The organism is Pseudomonas mandelii (assembly GCF_024138395.1).
Lineage (GTDB): Bacteria > Pseudomonadota > Gammaproteobacteria > Pseudomonadales > Pseudomonadaceae > Aquipseudomonas > Aquipseudomonas mandelii_E.
On sequence record NZ_JAMYDU010000017.1, the window covers coordinates 55,754 to 73,600 of the forward strand.

Annotated in this window: 14 protein-coding genes, 1 tRNA gene and 1 pseudogene; 13 read left to right on the plus strand and 3 right to left on the minus strand. The window is 58.2% G+C overall.

The window, feature by feature from the left end; all coding sequences use genetic code 11:
- The first annotated feature begins 123 nt into the window (after window positions 1-123).
- Together NHU87_RS21215 and NHU87_RS21220 are read left to right on the plus strand one after the other, a co-directional pair.
- Window positions 124-3,870 (plus strand): bifunctional diguanylate cyclase/phosphodiesterase, encoded by a 3,747-nt coding sequence (locus tag NHU87_RS21215; protein ID WP_253552253.1) that lies wholly within the window; start codon window positions 124-126, stop codon window positions 3,868-3,870.
- Window positions 3,871-3,885: 15 nt separating this feature from the next.
- A tRNA-Ile gene (locus NHU87_RS21220) sits at window positions 3,886-3,962 on the plus strand.
- A 126-nt stretch (window positions 3,963-4,088) separates the two neighbouring features.
- Here NHU87_RS21220 and NHU87_RS21225 read toward each other — a convergent pair.
- Together NHU87_RS21225 and NHU87_RS21230 are read right to left on the minus strand one after the other, a co-directional pair.
- Window positions 4,089-4,286, minus strand: coding sequence for a hypothetical protein (locus tag NHU87_RS21225; protein WP_253552254.1), 198 nt, complete (start codon window positions 4,284-4,286; stop codon window positions 4,089-4,091).
- A gap of 125 nt (window positions 4,287-4,411) precedes the next feature.
- Window positions 4,412-5,515: a polyamine ABC transporter substrate-binding protein gene (locus NHU87_RS21230; protein WP_253552255.1), complete on the minus strand. Its 1,104-nt coding sequence runs from the start codon at window positions 5,513-5,515 to the stop codon at window positions 4,412-4,414.
- A gap of 244 nt (window positions 5,516-5,759) precedes the next feature.
- Between NHU87_RS21230 and NHU87_RS21235 the strand changes: the two are divergent.
- Window positions 5,760-6,005, plus strand: a pseudogene (locus NHU87_RS21235) (response regulator transcription factor); the annotation flags it as partial.
- A gap of 1 nt (window position 6,006) precedes the next feature.
- Here NHU87_RS21235 and NHU87_RS21240 read toward each other — a convergent pair.
- Window positions 6,007-6,666, minus strand: a complete 660-nt coding sequence (locus tag NHU87_RS21240; RefSeq protein ID WP_253552258.1) for a peptidase M41 — start codon at window positions 6,664-6,666, stop codon at window positions 6,007-6,009.
- Between the two features lie 126 nt (window positions 6,667-6,792).
- On the opposite strand from NHU87_RS21240, the gene NHU87_RS21245 reads away from it, so the two are divergent.
- From NHU87_RS21245 to NHU87_RS21290, 10 genes are all read left to right on the plus strand, one after another.
- Window positions 6,793-7,254, plus strand: coding sequence for an Lrp/AsnC family transcriptional regulator (locus NHU87_RS21245; protein ID WP_007980298.1), 462 nt, complete (start codon window positions 6,793-6,795; stop codon window positions 7,252-7,254).
- A gap of 230 nt (window positions 7,255-7,484) precedes the next feature.
- A complete protein-coding gene (locus NHU87_RS21250) occupies window positions 7,485-9,167 on the plus strand; it encodes a flavin monoamine oxidase family protein (protein ID WP_253552260.1) in 1,683 nt (560 codons plus the stop codon).
- 12 nt (window positions 9,168-9,179) lie between these two features.
- The gene (locus NHU87_RS21255; protein WP_253552262.1) at window positions 9,180-9,974 is read left to right on the plus strand and encodes a carbon-nitrogen hydrolase family protein; all 795 of its coding nucleotides are present in this window, start codon (window positions 9,180-9,182) and stop codon (window positions 9,972-9,974) included.
- Between the two features lie 38 nt (window positions 9,975-10,012).
- Window positions 10,013-12,442, plus strand: coding sequence for a pyrroloquinoline quinone biosynthesis protein PqqF (pqqF, locus tag NHU87_RS21260; RefSeq protein ID WP_253552264.1), 2,430 nt, complete (start codon window positions 10,013-10,015; stop codon window positions 12,440-12,442).
- A gap of 156 nt (window positions 12,443-12,598) precedes the next feature.
- Window positions 12,599-12,673 (plus strand): pyrroloquinoline quinone precursor peptide PqqA, encoded by a 75-nt coding sequence (pqqA, locus tag NHU87_RS21265; RefSeq protein ID WP_009045898.1) that lies wholly within the window; start codon window positions 12,599-12,601, stop codon window positions 12,671-12,673.
- Window positions 12,674-12,757: 84 nt separating this feature from the next.
- Window positions 12,758-13,669, plus strand: coding sequence for a pyrroloquinoline quinone biosynthesis protein PqqB (pqqB, locus tag NHU87_RS21270; RefSeq protein WP_253552265.1), 912 nt, complete (start codon window positions 12,758-12,760; stop codon window positions 13,667-13,669).
- A gap of 128 nt (window positions 13,670-13,797) precedes the next feature.
- Window positions 13,798-14,550, plus strand: a complete 753-nt coding sequence (gene pqqC, locus NHU87_RS21275) for a pyrroloquinoline-quinone synthase PqqC (protein WP_253552266.1) — start codon at window positions 13,798-13,800, stop codon at window positions 14,548-14,550.
- Window positions 14,547-14,822 (plus strand): pyrroloquinoline quinone biosynthesis peptide chaperone PqqD, encoded by a 276-nt coding sequence (gene pqqD / locus NHU87_RS21280; RefSeq protein ID WP_253552267.1) that lies wholly within the window; start codon window positions 14,547-14,549, stop codon window positions 14,820-14,822. The genes pqqC and pqqD overlap by 4 nt, the downstream gene beginning before the upstream one ends.
- A gap of 4 nt (window positions 14,823-14,826) precedes the next feature.
- Window positions 14,827-15,969: a pyrroloquinoline quinone biosynthesis protein PqqE gene (gene pqqE / locus NHU87_RS21285; RefSeq protein WP_253552307.1), complete on the plus strand. Its 1,143-nt coding sequence runs from the start codon at window positions 14,827-14,829 to the stop codon at window positions 15,967-15,969.
- Window positions 15,935-17,767, plus strand: coding sequence for a S9 family peptidase (locus NHU87_RS21290; protein WP_253552268.1), 1,833 nt, complete (start codon window positions 15,935-15,937; stop codon window positions 17,765-17,767). The genes pqqE and NHU87_RS21290 overlap by 35 nt, the downstream gene beginning before the upstream one ends.
- Window positions 17,768-17,847: the final 80 nt, after the last annotated feature.

Genomic DNA, 17,847 nt, shown 5'->3' on the forward strand with positions numbered 1-17,847 from the left:
TCCACAGAACCCCCGGCCCAAGCCGGGGGTTTTGCTTTATGCAGATTAAATGCCCCGTACATCCCCCCCGCCGCATAGCCCGTCTACACTCGAAACATTCCCCCAAGCCATAACGAGACCGTTATGCCCAGATGGCCGACCGTGCTTTTTTTGCTGTCGCTGATGACCTGGACCGCAACGGCTGGCGCGTTGACTCTTACCGACGAAGAACGTAGCTGGCTAACGGCTCACCCGGAATTGCGCCTGGGCGTGGACGCGTCCTGGCCGCCGTTTGAATTTCGCGATGAACATGGGCGCTATCAGGGCCTGGCGGCGGACTACATCAACGTCATCCGTCAACGGCTGGCCATCAAACTCACGCCCATCGAGCCGGTCAGCTGGACTGAAGTCTTGCAGCAGGCCAAACAAGGCAAGCTAGACATCTTGCCGGGCATCATGTCGACTCCCGAGCGTCAGACGTATCTATCGTTCACCCGCCCCTATCTCGACTTTCCGATAGTCATTCTGGCTCACGTCGGAGGCGCCCAACCGCGCAAACTCGAAGACCTGTATGGGCTGAAGATCGCCGTGGTGGAAAACTATGCCCCCCATGAACTATTGCGCACCCACCATCCCGACCTGAATCTGGTGGCAATGCCTAACGTCAGCTCGGCGTTGCAGGCGCTCGCCACCGACGCCGTGGATGCCGTAGTGGGCGATCTCGCCTCCAGTGTCTGGAGCCTGCGCCAGCTCAAGCTCGACGGCCTCTACGTCAGCGGTGAAACACCTTATCGCTACCAATTGGCGATGGCCGTGCCCCCGAACAACAAGCTGCTGGTCAGCATCCTCGACAAAGTCCTGGCAGACATGACCCCGAGTGAAATCAGTTCCATCCAGGAACACTGGGTCGGTAACGTCCTGGACCATCGAACCTTCTGGCTCGACGTACTGATTTACGGCCTGCCAGGATTATTGTTTCTGATGATCGTGCTGGCAGTGGTTATCCGGATCAACCGCCGACTCAGTTCGGAAATTGCCCGCCGGGTCGCTCTGGAACAGGAGCTGCGCAGCAGCGAATACCATTACCGCGGGCTGGTGGAGAGTCTTTCGGCCATCGCCTGGGAAGCCCGTATCAGCGATTACACCTACAGCTACGTGTCACCTCACGCTCAAGACCTCCTTGGCTACCCCCTGCCCCACTGGCTGATTCCAGGCTTCTGGCGCAACATCATCCACCCCGCGGATCTGACCCGGGCCCAAACCTTCTGCGACCGTGAAGTGGCGGCCGGACGCGATCACAGCGTCGATTACCGGGTCATCACCGCTGACGGCCGCTGCCTGTGGGTCCGCGATATCGTCAGCCTTATCGAGCACGCCCATGAACCGGTACTGCGCGGGCTGATGATCGACATCAGCGAAGCCAAGCGCACCGAAGAGGCGCTGCGCCTGTCGGAGCAGAAGTTCGCTTCAGTGTTCCAGCAATGCCCGGATATTCTGGTGATCGCGCGGCTTTCCGACGGTTGCCTGCTGGAAGTCAATGAAGCGTTCGAAGAACAGATCGGCCTCAAGGCCGAAGACGTCATAGGCCAGACCGCCACCGACCTGAACATCTGGGGCGTACCCGGCGTGGGGCCAGGTTTGTTGCAACGCTTGCAGGCCGGTAGCATCCGCAACCTGGAGATGCCTTTTCGCCGCAGCAATGGCCAGGTGTTTACCGGCCTGATTTCCGCCGAGCCTTTCGATCTCGATACCACCCCGGCCCTGGTGGTCGTCGTGCGGGACATCAGTCAGCTAAAGGAAACCCAGCAACAACTGCAAACCTCGGAAGAGAAATTCGCCAAGGCCTTTCATGCCTCCCCCGACGGCTTGCTGCTGTCCCGGCAGAGCGACGGCTTGCTGTTGGAGGTTAACGAAGGCTTCAGCCGTATTACCGGTTTCAACAGCGCGATGTCCGTGGATCGCTCGGCTCTGGACCTGGGGATCTGGGTCAATCTCAACGAGCGCAAACAGATGCTCGAACTGCTGCACCGAGACGGTTTCGTCCGCGACTTCAGTTGCCACATCCGCCGCAAAGACGGGCAGATCCGGCTCTGTGAGGTTTCAAGCCGGCCGCTGCCCATCGGCGATGAGAACTGCATGCTGACTATCGCCCGGGACATTACCGAGCGGCACCTGATGCAGGAGAAGCTGCAGCAGGCTGCTACGGTGTTCGAGAGCACCGCCGAGGGTGTATTGATCACCGACACCCAACAGCACATCAGCGCGGTCAATCGGGCGTTCACCGAAATTACCGGTTACAGCGAGAGCGAAGCCCTGGGCCACACTCCTCGCCTGCTCGCCTCGGGCCTGCATGACAGCGCATTTTATGCGGCGATGTGGCATCAATTGACCGCCGATGGTCATTGGCAAGGCGAGATTTCCAACCGGCGCAAGAATGGCGAGCTCTACCCGAGTTGGCTGACCATCAGCGCAGTGCGTAACCGGGACAAATTCATCACCCACTTTGTTGCGGTGTTCGCGGACATTTCCAGCCTCAAGCACGCGCAAGCCAAACTCGACTACCAGGCGCACCACGACCCGCTGACCGGCCTGCCAAACCGCACGCTGTTCGAGAGTCGGCTGCTGACCGCACTGAACAACCAGCAGGAAAACGGTGGCCAGGGCGCCGTGCTGTTCCTCGACCTGGACCGTTTCAAACACATCAACGACAGTCTCGGCCACCCGGTCGGCGACCTGCTGCTCAAAGGCATCGCCGTGCGCCTCAAGGAGCAACTGCGCGATATCGATACCGTGGCGCGGCTCGGTGGCGACGAATTCATCATCCTGCTCCCCGGCCTGCAACAGTCCAGCGATGCCGACAATATTGCCACCAAACTGCTTAATTGCTTCGCCGCCCCGTTCCAGGCCGGCGAGCACGAGTTTTTCATCAGCGCCAGCATCGGCACCAGTCTGTACCCCAAGGATGGCTGCGACGTCGCCACGCTGGTCAAAAACGCCGATGCCGCGATGTATCGCTCCAAGGCCAAAGGCCGTAACCGGGTTGAAAGCTACACTCGCGACCTCACCGCCCAAGCCAGCGAGCGCGTGGCGCTGGAACATGAACTGCGACGCGCCATCGAGCGCAATGAGCTGTTTTTGTACTACCAGCCCAAAATCAGCCTGGACGATCATCGAGTGGTCGGTGCCGAAGCGCTGATTCGCTGGCGTCACCCAACCTTCGGCGATGTACCTCCCGAGCATTTCATTCCCCTGGCCGAAGAAAACGGCATGATCCTGCAAATCGGCGACTGGGTACTTGAGACCGCCTGCCGACAGATGTACGAGTGGAACCAGGTCTATGAGTGCCTGGGCCCACTCTCAGTCAACCTCGCAGGCGCGCAACTGCGCCAGCCGAACCTGCTTGGCCGGATCGAACAACTGCTCAAGGACAACCAACTCAAACCCGGCTTCCTGCAACTGGAGATCACTGAAAACTTCATCATGAGCCAGGCTGAAGAAGCACTGGCGGTGCTGCATCAGCTCAAACGCTTGGGTGTTCAACTGGCGATCGACGATTTCGGCACTGGCTATTCGTCCCTGAGCTACCTCAAACGCCTGCCGCTGGACATTCTCAAGATCGATCAATCCTTCGTCCGCGGCCTGCCGGACGACCCACACGATGCGGCGATTGTTCGCGCAATCATCGCCCTGGGCCGCAGCATGCAATTCACCGTCATCGCCGAAGGCGTCGAAACCCAGGCCCAGCAGCAATTCCTGGCTGCGGAGGGCTGTGAACAGATCCAGGGTTACATCGTCAGCCTGCCCTTGCCACCGGACGAATTCGCCGTGACGTTTCTTCGTACAGCCTTATTGGATTTTTCGGATAGCACAGCCGAGAAACCATCGCTATAATCCGCGGCCTACTGAGGGCCTATAGCTCAGTTGGTTAGAGCAGGGGACTCATAATCCCTTGGTCGTAGGTTCGAGTCCTACTGGGCCCACCATACTCAAAGCCGCGCACTGCGCGGCTTTTGTGTTTCTGGGGTAGCAACCGCCGATACAGTCCTATGGACGCCGTCGCGATCCAGGACCGGTGACTCCCTTCGTTGCAACGGCTTGCGTGATCCGCCTTAGCTCGACTCGAGAACTCCCTTTTCAGCTGGTACAAGTTCGGGGAACTCAACCAGCAGTGCCTTGTTACCTCTGGCGATGTGTTCCATCACCATCATACTTACGGAGCAATTCTTCAATGCGGCCCAGCCGCTGCTCATTAAAACTAACTGACTGCTTGTCCAGCGATATAAAGCCATTTGCAACGAGCGCTTCATACCTCTCAGTCATTTTTATCAGCACTATTCTTTAATTCCGCTTTTAATTTCTCTGTAAATACCCATAGCTCCCTCATATAAAATAAAGATCCCCATAGAACAACAAAGACGACAATCCAGTCAGATCACGTATCACTCTTCACTTTGGTCCAGACCCGGGTGCGGATTCGCTCCAATTTCAATGGTAGCGGCTCAAGTGGGATCAGTGTAGCAACAGTCTTTTTGTCTGGATAAATCCAAGTATTGTCGCGCAGCTTCCGCTCAACAAATTCAGTGGCATCTTTATTAGCGTTAGGATAAAGAGTGTGATTTGAAGTCTTGGCAATAATTTCTGGTCGCAACATATAATTAATAAACGCCATGCCTTCCTTTGGATGGGGAGCATCTTTTAACAGAACCAGATTTTCCGACCAAACCAGCGCGCCTTCGCGAGGAAGGCTGTAGGCAATCTTGCGTCCAGTGTTGGCCTTCTCGTTGATGGCCTGCGCAGCAAGGGCACCATTAGCCCATCCCACAACTGCACAAATATTGCCATCAGCCAGGTCAGAGTCGATTTTGGATGAGTCGAAATAGAGGACGTAGGGACGGATTTTTAACAGTAGGTCTTGAGCCTTCTGGTAATCATCCGGATTCTTACTGTTGCCAGGGAGCCCAAGGTAATGCAATGCAATCGAAATGATCTCACTTGGAGAGTCGAGCATTGCCACGCCACACGACTTGAGTTTGCTGATGTTTTCTTCTTTGAAGATCAAATCCCAGCTATTCACCGGAGCATCATTACCCAATGCCGCTTTGACTTTATCAACGTCATAACCAATGCCGGTGGTGCCCCACAAATAGGGCACAGCGTAGCGGTTACCAGGATCATTGACTGCAAGCTGGGACAAGAGATCAGGATCGATGTGTGACAAATTACTCAGTTGATTACGATCCAACGGCTGAAGTACTCCCGCCTGGATCAGGCTTGGCAGCACATTGGAGGTAGCCACCACCACGTCATACCCCGTGCGCCCAGCCATTACTTTACTCTGCATGATTTCGGCACTGTCGAACGCATCCATATGAATTCGGGTGCCGGTCTCCTGCTCAAACTCCTCTGGGGTTTCCGGTGCGATAAGCCCGAACCAGTTATACAGATACACCCCAGGCTCTACAGCCCCCACTGATGTGCTTATCCATAAACAGAGAAGCGAGGCTGCAAAAATGGTTCGCAAAGGTGATTTGCTCATACAACTATCCTTGTCATGACGACATGCCCTCATGGCCATCGTGAATCCTGATCGTGAATATACCCGGCATTTACGAATAGTAAATACCTACAAATACTTACCTGCGACCTACGAATCCCTAACCCTAAAGGGGTAGAAAATGCCACTCGACCTTCATAGCCTCGCTTGGCATCGACCGATTGGAAAGCTGATCACGCAGTTGAACCGTCCAGAATTCTGGAGCTCACTTAGAAACAAGCCCCCCGAACCCACTCTATGGCCAGAAACAATCCTCCAATTTGGCACAAAAATAACAACGCGCGAAAAGGACGTTCTGAAATTGTTACTTAGCGGGTTCTCCAACAAAGAGATAGCTGGAAAACTTTCCCTGTCGGCAGAAACAATAAAAGTTCATCGCCGAAATATTTACGCCAAATTAAACATCAAATCACAACCCGAATTATTTGCTCGATTTTTTATGCCAAAACAGGATATCACCCCTGCAAATTGAGTCAGCGCTTGGTACTTTCAGGCCTAACACTCAACGATGGAATGGCCTGCACTGGTCGCAACCGCTCAAGCATTTCACCCGTCAACACGACCTCATAGGTATCCGCCGGCCTACCCCATTGCTCCACAATGACCATGCCGTCTACCAGCGTCGCGCCCAAGCCGGTAATCGTATCGGCCAACGCCTCTACGATTTGTTGAGTTCGCAACCACACACGATCAGTAATCTCTTTAAGCTCGGCAGTTATGCGCTCGGACGACGCTGGATCCGTATCGGGGTAGGAGATGTTTCGCAGCAAGTGCCGTAATTCCCTTATTTTTGCGTAATCCTGTTCCGCTCCAAGCTCTCCATTCAGGATGGCTGTCGCTTTCGATTTATCGACGAATTTCCTGGCCGAATGCTTTGCAGGCAAGGTCTGACTCATAGCGCCAGCAAAGAGGACGATCAGCCGACGTTCCAGATGTTCCTTCATTTCTTCTATCGAGGAGATTGAGCGCGTCAAGAGAATGGAAGCCCCGGCCTGATGCCTCAAGTCCATGGTGACTTTCAGGGTCACCTCACCCGTTTTAAAGCCCAAGGCTCGGGCGATTACGTAGTGCCCCATTTCATGATTGCCAATCTGCAGTGCATAGTCTCGCAGAGCCGCTGGCATGCTCTTCATTTCGATTCCCTCGCGTCACTGCCCTTGGTTGCGCATTCGACTACGAGTGATCGCTTGTGTCCATCCTATTGACGTGGAGTGCCTGTAACATCCCTATCCATTGATTTGTACTGCTGGAGACGACCTTTGCCTGACACCCGCCCGCCCGTTCTTGATGAAATCGACCGCCAGTTGATCGCGGCCCTGCAGATCAATGCCCGCGAAAGCGTGGCCATGCTCGCCCGGCAACTGGGTATCGCCCGCACCACGGTGACGTCGCGTCTGGCACGGCTGGAAAAGGCCAAGGTGATCACCGGTTACGGTGTTCGCCTGGGGCAGCGCGTGGTGGATGGCGGATTGCAGGCGTATGTCGGGATTACTGTGCAACCACGGTCCGGCAAGGAAGTGCTGCGTCGTCTTAGCGCCATGGCGCAGGTGCAGCAGCTGTGCGCGGTGAGTGGCGAATTTGATTATGTAGCGTGGTTGCGCACCGACTCGCCGGAGCAACTGGATCAGTTGCTGGATCAGATTGGCAGTGTGGATGGGGTGGAGAAGACGACGACTTCGATCATCTTGAGCAGCAAGATTGATCGGGGGCAGCCGGTTTGAGTTTTAGCCAAAAGGTCTTGGGTTGTATGGTCGGGCCTCTTCGCGGGCAAGCCTCGCTCCTACAGGTTAATTTCGTCGTAACGCCGTGTTAAGTCGTCATAATGTATTAGTACAAATCAAAATGACGACACATTGCGTCTTATTAACGTGTTCTACGCTCTCTAGAATGGCTGCCATCTTTTCCTATACTCAGACGCGCACTCTGCGTCAGGTCGCCAGCAAGGTCAGCCATGAACAAGAACAATCGCCATCCTGCAGACGGTAAAAAACCGGTCACCGTTTTCGGCCCGGACTTTCCTTTCGCCTTCGACGACTGGATCGAACACCCGGCCGGGCTGGGCAGCATTCCGGCGCACAATCACGGCGCCGAAGTGGCGATTGTCGGGGCGGGCATTGCAGGCCTGGTGGCTGCCTACGAATTGATGAAACTGGGCCTCAAACCCGTCGTCTATGAAGCCTCGAAAATGGGTGGCCGACTGCGCTCCCAGGCTTTCAACGGCGCCGAAGGCATTATCGCCGAGCTCGGCGGTATGCGTTTCCCGGTGTCGTCGACCGCGTTTTATCACTACGTCGACAAGCTCGGCCTCCAGACCAAACCTTTCCCGAACCCGCTGACACCCGCTTCGGGCAGCACAGTGATCGATCTGGAAGGCAAAACTCATTACGCACAGAAACTGGCGGATCTTCCTGCACTGTTCCAGGAAGTCGCTGACGCCTGGGCCGATGCTCTGGAAGCCGGCTCGCAGTTTTCCGATATCCAGCAAGCGATTCGTGACCGCGACGTGCCGCGCCTCAAGGAACTGTGGAATACCTTGGTGCCGCTGTGGGACGACCGCACGTTCTACGATTTCGTCGCCACCTCCGAAGCCTTCGCCAAGCTCTCGTTCCATCACCGCGAAGTGTTCGGCCAGGTCGGTTTCGGTACCGGCGGCTGGGACTCGGACTTCCCCAACTCGATGCTGGAAATCTTCCGCGTGGTGATGACCAACTGCGACGATCATCAGCACTTGGTCGTCGGCGGCGTGGAGCAGGTGCCGCTGGGCATCTGGCGCCATGTGCCGGAGCGTTGCGTGCACTGGCCTGAAGGCACCAGCCTTAGTTCGCTGCACAGCGGCGCGCCGCGCTCCGGTGTGAAAAAAATTGCCCATGCGCCCGAAGGACGTTTTACGGTCACCGATAACTACGGCGACACACGCGAATACGCTGCCGTACTGACCACCTGCCAGAGCTGGCTGCTGACCACCCAGATCGAATGCGACGAAAGTCTGTTCTCGCAAAAGATGTGGATGGCCCTGGACCGCACCCGCTACATGCAATCGTCGAAGACGTTTGTGATGGTCGATCGTCCATTCTGGAAGGACAAAGACCCTGAAACCGGTCGCGACCTGATGAGCATGACCCTCACCGATCGCCTGACCCGCGGCACCTACCTCTTCGACAACGGCGACGACAAGCCCGGTGTCATCTGCCTGTCTTACTCATGGATGAGCGACGCGCTGAAAATGCTCCCGCACCCGGTGGAAAAACGCGTGAAGCTGGCGCTGGACGCGTTGAAGAAGATCTACCCGAAAGTCGACATCGCCGCGCGGATCATCGGCGATCCGATCACCGTGTCGTGGGAAGCCGACCCGCATTTCCTCGGCGCCTTCAAAGGCGCCCTGCCCGGCCACTACCGCTACAATCAGCGCATGTATGCGCACTTCATGCAGGACGACATGCCGGCCGAGCAACGCGGGATTTTCATCGCCGGCGATGACGTTTCGTGGACCCCGGCCTGGGTCGAAGGCGCGGTGCAGACATCGCTCAATGCGGTGTGGGGGATCATGAAACACTTCGGCGGTGAAACTCACGCCGAAAACCCGGGTCCAGGAGATGTGTTCAACGAGATCGGGCCGATCGCCCTGCCCGAGTAAGAGGAATCCGAAATGCGCGTAGCCCTTTACCAATGTCCACCGCTGCCCCTGGATGTCTCAGGCAATCTTCAACGCCTGCATCAACTGGCGCTGGAGGCCAAGGGCGCGGACTTGCTGGTGCTGCCGGAGATGTTCCTGACCGGCTACAACATCGGCATCGATGCGGTCAGCGTGCTGGCGGAGGTGCACAACGGTGAATCGGCGCAGCAAATCGCGCGCATCGCCAAAGCGACGGGGATCGCCATCTTGTATGGCTACCCGGAGCGCACCGAAGACGGGCAGATCTACAACGCCGTGCAGTTGATCGACGCTAATGGCGAGCGGTTATGCAACTACCGCAAGACTCACTTGTTCGGCGACCTCGATCACTCGATGTTCAGCGCCGGGCCGGATGAGTTTCCGCTGGTTGAACTCAACGGCTGGAAGCTTGGCTTTTTGATCTGCTACGACCTGGAGTTCCCGGAAAACGCCCGGCGTCTGGCCTTGGCCGGTGCCGAGCTGATTCTGGTGCCGACGGCGAACATGATTCCCTACGATTTCATCGCCGACGTCACCGTCCGCGCACGGGCCTTTGAAAACCAGTGTTATGTGGCTTACGCCAACTATTGCGGGCACGAAGGCGAGATCAAGTATTGCGGCCAAAGCAGCATCGCCGCGCCGGATGGCAGCCGCATCGCCCAGGCCGGACTTGATGAAGCGCTGATTGTCGGTGAACTGGATCGTCAGCTGATGATCGATTCCCGCACCGCCAATCGCTACTTCCTCGATCGCCGTCCCGAGCTATACGGCGAGCTGAACAAGCCCTAATCCGCTAGCATTAGCGCTTCTCTGTTCTGGAAGTGCTCATGCCTGCGCTGAATCATCCTCGCCTCCACACTGAAACCCTCGCCAACGGCCTACGGGTGACGCTGCGTCATGCTCCCGATTTGAAGCGTTGCGCCGCCGCGTTGCGGGTCGCTGCCGGTAGTCACGACGTGCCATTGGCCTGGCCGGGGCTGGCGCACTTTCTTGAGCATTTGCTGTTCATGGGTACAGAGCGCTTTCCCGCAGAGCAAGGGCTGATGGCCTACGTACAAAGTCATGGCGGGCAGGTGAATGCGCGAACCAGCGAACGTACGACGGACTACTTTTTCGAGCTGCCGCCTCAGGCGGTTAGGGATGGGCTGGAGCGTCTGTCAGACATGCTCGCTCATCCGCGTATGAATCCGGACGATCAGCGGCGGGAACGGGAAGTGCTGCACGCCGAATTTGTCGCGTGGTCGCGGGATGCGACAGCTCAGCAGCAATTTGCTTTGTTCGACGGGCTCTCGGCGGCTCATCCATTGCGGGCGTTTCATGCTGGAAACCGTTATAGCCTGCCGGTGCCGCAGCCCGAATTTCAGCACGCGTTGAAGGACTTCTATCAGCGGTTTTACCAGACTGGGCAGATGACGCTGAGCTTGGCCGGCCCACAGAGTCTCGATGACTTGAAGGGGATGGCGCAGGCGTTTGCCGTTGCTATTACCCCCGGCGAAAAAGTCCCTCAGACAAAGCCCACCCTGTTGATGGATTCTTCTGACAATAGTTATCAACAGGCTGGAGAACGTCGGCTGGATCTGCTGTTCGCCTTCGAAGCACTGCCCGACTCATCGCCCGAAGCGCTGGCTTTCCTGTGCCACTGGCTGAACGCCGAAAAACCCGGCGGCCTATTGGCGCAGCTGCGAGAGCATGGGCTGGCGGACAACCTGAAAGCCGCGCCGCTCTATCACTACGCAGGCCAAGCCTTGTTGCACATCGAATTCACACGGCCCGCCCAACCGACCAACGTGATCCGCGAACGGCTCCTGGATTGGCTGGGCTTCTTTGCCTCTCATCAGGATTGGCTCGAGTTGCGCAAAGAATATGCCGCCCTGCTGCAGCGCCAACAGCAAGTCAGCAGCGCCCTGCAACTGGCCCAACGAGACAGCGAACAGCTTGAAGTCGGGCTGTCCGAACAGGGCGTTGTCGCCCTCAAAGCAATCCTCAAACAGATCGGCGCTGTGGATAACTTCACCGGCCAGTGGCAACTGCCGACCCCCAATCCGTTTTTGCGCGCCGAGACTCCAGCCTCGAATGCCGGACTGATTCGCGGCCAGACCAGCGCCCACCGCGGCCTGCGGACTTTTGCCCAGGATCGCTCACGCAGCCGCCGCGAACGATCGCCGATGCAGTGCAGTCAGGCGTTGCCGGATAACACCGATGAAGGAGCGGTTTATCTGCGCTGGCGCCTGGAGTTCGCACCTCACAGCCGCCTTCAGTCGAATCTGGAAAACCGCCTGCGGATGCTGCGCGAAGATGCGCGTCAGGCCGGTGTCGACTTTTCCTTCAGCGCTTCGGGCAATGAATGGCTGCTGAAGATGACAGGCCTGCAGGAACCGATGCCGACAATCCTCGAACATGCGCTGAAAGAACTGACAAAACCTGATGCGGATTTCTCACAGGAAGAGCCGGCGTCCATTGCGTTGATGCCGATTCGACAGCTTCTCAAGGCATTGCCTGATCTATGCCTTGAACACACCGTAGCCTCGAATGACCTACAGCACCTCTGGTCGGGCGCCCGCTGGGATGGCTTGGCCGCAGGCCTGTCTGCCCAAACACAAGCGGCGATGGGGCTTGCCTTTAGTCGTATTCCCGGCACTGCGGACAGTCAATTGACGCCACCTCCGTCGATTCGCTCGCAGCATCTCTGGGACGCCGTCGAAACCGGCTCCAGCGAACACGCGCTGTTACTTTTTTGTCCGACGGCAACCCATGACATCGCCGATGAAGCCGCCTGGCGTGTGCTCGCACATGTGTGCCAGACGCCGTTCTACCAGCGCCTGCGGGTGGAGCTGCAACTCGGTTACGCCGTGTTCAGCGGACTACGCCAGATAAACGGGCAGACCGGGCTGCTGTTCGGTGTGCAATCGCCGAGCGTCGCGCCCATGGATTTACTGGAGCACATCGAACAGTTCCTCAGCGAACTGGGAGGGATGATCGAAAGCATCGATGAATCGACCTTCATCGCTCAGCGCCAAGCCTTGGCCGATCAATTCGACAGCACCGCCTTGCCCAACGCCCAAGCCGCCGAGCTGCTCTGGCAAGGCAAACTGGCCGGCCATTCGTCTGATTACCTGCAGCGTCTGCCTCAGGCAATTCTGATGATCGACCGTGAAGCCTTGCTGGCGGCGGCACAACGACTGAATCGGGCCGACGGCGGATGGCGCTGTCTGGCCAGCGGGCCTTGTTCCGCGGCGCCTTGGCAAGTGGCAAAATGATCATTACGGGTGCTGCAATTAGCTTTCTCAAAGATTCGTGGCCAACCGCTCTGTAATTTTGAGTAACATAGCCACCTAACTATCTGAACATCTCCGGCTGGAGGTGGACTATATGTATAGGTCTCAACTGTCCCATCCACCTGAAGGAGCGCTTCTATGTCCTGGTCCAAACCTGCTTACACCGACCTGCGTATCGGCTTCGAAGTCACCATGTACTTCGCAAGCCGCTAAGCTCTGCCATCTGGTAGAGAATGCAGTGCTACGCCTCGGCTCGCCGGGGCGTTTTTATTTTCAGCTTTCAATGATGGAGCGGCCATGTTTGTCCAGATTCTAGGTTCCGCCGCCGGCGGCGGTTTCCCCCAGTGGAACTGCAACTGCGTGAACTGCGCAGGTTTTCGCGACGGCAGCCTGCGGGCCGAGGCGCGTACCCAGTCGTCCATTGCGATTTCCGATGACGGCGTGAACTGGGTGCTATGCAATGCTTCGCCGGACATCCGCGCCCAGCTCCAGAACTTCGCTCCGATGCAGCCCGGGCGCGCGCTGCGTGATACCGGCATCAGCGCAATCATCCTGATGGACAGTCAGATCGACCACACCACCGGCCTGCTCAGCCTGCGCGAAGGGTGCCCGCATCAGGTCTGGTGCACCGATATGGTCCACGAAGACCTGAGCACCGGTTTTCCGCTGTTCACCATGCTGACTCACTGGAACGGCGGGTTGAACTGGAACCGTATCGAACTCGATCAGAGCTTCACCGTCCAGGCCTGTCCGAACCTGCGCTTCACCCCACTGCCACTGCGTAGCGCCGCACCACCGTACTCGCCGCATCGGTTCGATCCGCATCCGGGCGACAACATCGGCCTGATCGTCGAAGACCTGAACACCGGCGGCAAACTGTTCTATGCACCGGGCCTGGGCAAGGTCGACGTATCGCTGATGAAGATCATGGCCAGCAGCGATTGCCTGTTGGTGGATGGCACGATGTGGGACGACGATGAAATGCAGCGCCGTGGCGTCGGCACGCGCACTGGCCGGGAAATGGGTCACTTGGCGCAGAACGGCCCCGGCGGCATGCTCGAAGTGCTGGAACAGCTGCCCAAGCAGCGCAAAGTACTTATCCATATCAACAACACCAACCCGATTCTCGATGAGGATTCGCCGGAGCGTGCGGAGCTGGTTCGGCGCGAGGTTGAAGTGGCGTATGACGGCATGAGTATTGTGCTGTAGCGAATGGCCCCTTCGCGGGCAAGCCTCGCTCCTACAGGGATAGCGCTATCTCTGTAGGAGCGAGGCTTGCCCGCGAAGGCGTCAGACCCGACACCAGAGAATCCACCGGTCGTTCCCGGAGAACCGCAATGACTGACACCGCAATGTCCCCCGCCGAATTCGAAGCGGCCCTGCGCGCCAAGGGCGCCTACTACCATATCTATCACCCGTATCACGTGGCGATGTATGAAGGCCGGGCGACCCGCGAGCAGATCCAGGGCTGGGTTGCCAACCGTTTCTATTATCAAGTGAATATCCCGCTCAAGGACGCCGCGATTCTGGCCAATTGCCCGGATCGCGAGATTCGTCGCGAGTGGATTCAGCGCCTGCTGGACCACGACGGCGCCCCCGGCGAAGAGGGCGGCATCGAAGCCTGGCTGCGTCTTGGGCAAGCGGTCGGCCTCGACCCGGATCAGCTGCGCTCTCAGGAATTGGTACTGCCCGGCGTGCGTTTCGCCGTGGATGCCTATGTCAACTTCGCCCGCCGGGCCCGTTGGCAGGAAGCCGCCAGCAGTTCGCTGACCGAGCTGTTCGCGCCGCAGATCCACCAATCACGCCTCGACAGCTGGCCGCAGCATTACCCGTGGATCGACCCGGCCGGTTACGAATATTTCCGCACGCGTCTGGGCCAGGCGCGCCGGGATGTGGAGCACGGTCTGACGATCACTTTGCAGCATTACACTACGCGGGAAGGCCAGGAGCGCATGCTGGAAATTCTCCAGTTCAAACTGGACATTCTTTGGAGCATGCTCGATGCCATGAGCATGGCCTACGAACTGAATCGCCCGCCGTACCACAGCGTGACCGAACAGCGGGTCTGGCATAAAGGAATCATCGTATGAGTTTCGATCGCAGCAAAACCCCGACATGGCGCACCGGCTATCGTTTCCAGTACGAACAGGCGCAAAAAGGCCATGTGCTGCTCTACCCGGAAGGCATGATCAAACTCAACGACAGCGCCGCGCTGATTGGCGGTTTGATTGATGGTCAGCGGGATGTCGCGGCAATCATCGCCGAATTGAACATGCAGTTCCCCGACGTGCCCGAGCTCGGTGAAGACATCGAGCAATTCATGGAGGTCGCCCGTGCTCAGCACTGGATCGAACTTGCCTGATTCCGTGTCAGACAAGTTACCGCCCAAGCCGGAAATCGGCCTGCCACTGTGGTTGCTGGCCGAGCTGACCTATCGCTGCCCATTGCAATGCCCGTACTGCTCCAATCCGCTGGATTTCGCCGAGCAAGGCAAAGAGTTGACCACCGAGCAGTGGATTAAGGTGTTTCGCGAAGCCCGGGAAATGGGCGCGGCGCAGTTGGGTTTTTCCGGCGGTGAGCCGCTCGTGCGCCAAGACCTCGCCGAGCTGATCGCCGAGGCGCGCAAGCTGGGTTTCTACACCAACCTGATCACCTCCGGCATCGGCCTCACCGAGCAGAAAATCAGCGACTTCAAGAAGGCCGGCCTGGACCACATCCAGATAAGTTTCCAGGCCAGCGACGAGCAAGTGAATAACCTGCTGGCCGGCTCAAAAAAGGCCTTCGCGCAAAAGCTCGAAATGGCCCGCGCGGTGAAGGCTCACGGTTATCCGATGGTGCTGAACTTCGTCACGCATCGACACAACATCGACAAGATCGACCAGATCATCGAGCTGTGCATCGCCCTTGAGGCAGACTTCGTCGAACTCGCGACGTGCCAGTTTTACGGTTGGGCGCAGCTCAATCGGGTCGGCCTGTTGCCGACCAAAGAACAATTGGTTAGCGCCGAACGCATCACCAATGAATACCGCGCGAAACTGGAAGCCGAAGGGCATCCGTGCAAGCTGATTTTCGTTACGCCGGACTATTACGAAGAACGCCCGAAAGCCTGCATGAATGGCTGGGGCAGCATTTTTCTGACCGTCACGCCGGACGGAACCGCCCTGCCTTGTCACGGCGCCCGACAGATGCCGGTGCAGTTTCCCAACGTGCGCGACCACAGCATGCAGCACATCTGGTACGACTCGTTCGGTTTCAACCGCTTTCGCGGCTACGACTGGATGCCCGAGCCGTGCCGCTCCTGCGACGAGAAAGAAAAGGATTTTGGCGGCTGCCGCTGTCAGGCATTCATGCTCACGGGTGACGCGAGCAACGCCGACCCGGTGTGCAGCAAGTCGGAACATCACGGCGTGATTCTCAAGGCCCGCGAAGAAGCCGAGCACGCGACCCAGACCATCGAACAACTGGCCTTTCGCAATGAACGAAACTCACGCCTCATCGCCAAAAGCTGAACCCTTAAGCGCCGCCAAGGCTGTCGCGGCCGGCATCGACTTCGCCGAGTTGCAGGTCGGGCAACATGGCCTGTTCTGGAACGAATACCGGCCCGAAGATGCCGCCTGTCGGATCTGGCAGTGGCGCGACGGCCAGGCTCGTTGCCTGACGCCGCCCACCTTCAGTGTGCGCAGCCGAGTGTACGAATATGGCGGCGGCGCGTTTTCTCTGACCGATGACGGGCTTGTTTTCGTCAACGAGGCTGATCAGCAGCTGTATCGGCAATCGTTGACCGGTGAGACGCCTGAGGTGCTGACTTCAAGTGAATGCCGCTACGGCGATTTGCACTTCGCCAACGGGCGAGTGCTGGCGGTGGAAGAGAACCGCGATCGACATCGCCTGGTGGCTATCGATCTGGCTAGCGGCCAACATCATCTGCTGGCCGAAGGCGCCGATTTCTACGCGGCTCCGACCATGAGTCCTGACGGTCAGCGTCTGGCCTGGATCGAGTGGAATCGTCCGGATCAGCCCTGGACCGCTACTCGCCTGATGGTTGCCGAACGCCAGAGCGATCACGCCTTTGCACAACCGCGCTGTGTGGCGGGTGACGGTGCCCAGGAGTCACTGCAACAACCACGATTCGATGACAGCGGCCGTCTGTTTTGTCTGACGGATCGCGGCGGTTTCTGGCAGCCGTGGATGGAATCGGGCAACGGTTTGAGCCCACTCCCAAGCGCTACCGCCGACCATGGACCTGCGCCTTGGCAACTGGGTGGTTGCACGTGGTTGCCGTTGGGCGAAGACAGTTATCTGGCGAGTTGGACCGAAGGCGGTTTTGGTCGACTGGGGCTTTGTCATGGTGATGGTTCCACTGACGATTTCACTGGCGACTACAGCCGCTTCCGCCATCTCGCACAGGATGAACAGTTCATCTATTGCATCGTCGCTTCGCCGGTCAGTTCGGCGGCGGTGATTGCCATTGATCGCCAAAATCGGCAGGTGAAGACCCTCGCTGGCGGTGTTGCACCGTTGCCCGTCGAACAGATCAGCCGTCCGCAAACCCTGCGTTATCCAAGCGGTTCGGGCGATGCCCACGGTTTCTTCTACCCGCCGATGACCGGCGACACGCAACCGCCGTTGGTGGTGTTCATTCACGGCGGCCCGACTTCGGCGTGCTACCCGATGTTCGACCCGCGGATCCAGTACTGGGCACAACGCGGCTTCGCCGTGGCCGACCTCAATTACCGAGGCAGCAGCGGCTATGGCCGCGCTTATCGCCAGGCGCTGCATTTGAGCTGGGGCGACGTGGATGTGGAAGATGCCTGTGCGGTGGTGGCCTACCTCGCCGATCGGGGACTGATCGACGGCGACAAGGCGTTTATCCGCGGAGGCAGCGCCGGTGGCTACACCACGTTGTGCGCACTGGCCTTTCACAAGGTTTTTCGTGCGGGTGCCAGCCTGTATGGCGTCAGCGATCCCGTTGCGCTAGGCCGCGCCACCCACAAGTTCGAAGGCGATTATCTGGATTGGTTGATCGGCGATCCCGTGCAGGACGCCGAACGCTACGCCGCGCGCACGCCATTGCTGCACGCGAACAACATCAGCGTTCCGGTGATTTTCTTTCAGGGAGAACTGGACGCCGTGGTGGTGCCGCAACAGACTCGCGACATGGTTACTGCGCTACAGGAAAACGGCATTCTGGTCGAAGCGCATTACTACGCCGACGAGCGCCATGGCTTTCGCAAGGCCGGCAATCAGGCCCATGCGCTGGAGCAGGAGTGGTTGTTTTATCAAAGGGTGATGGCGCTCGCAGGCTGAAACCGCGTCGCGCCGTTCGCGGACAAGCCTCGCTCCTACGGGATAACACAATACCTGTAGGAGCGAGGCTTGCCCGCGAA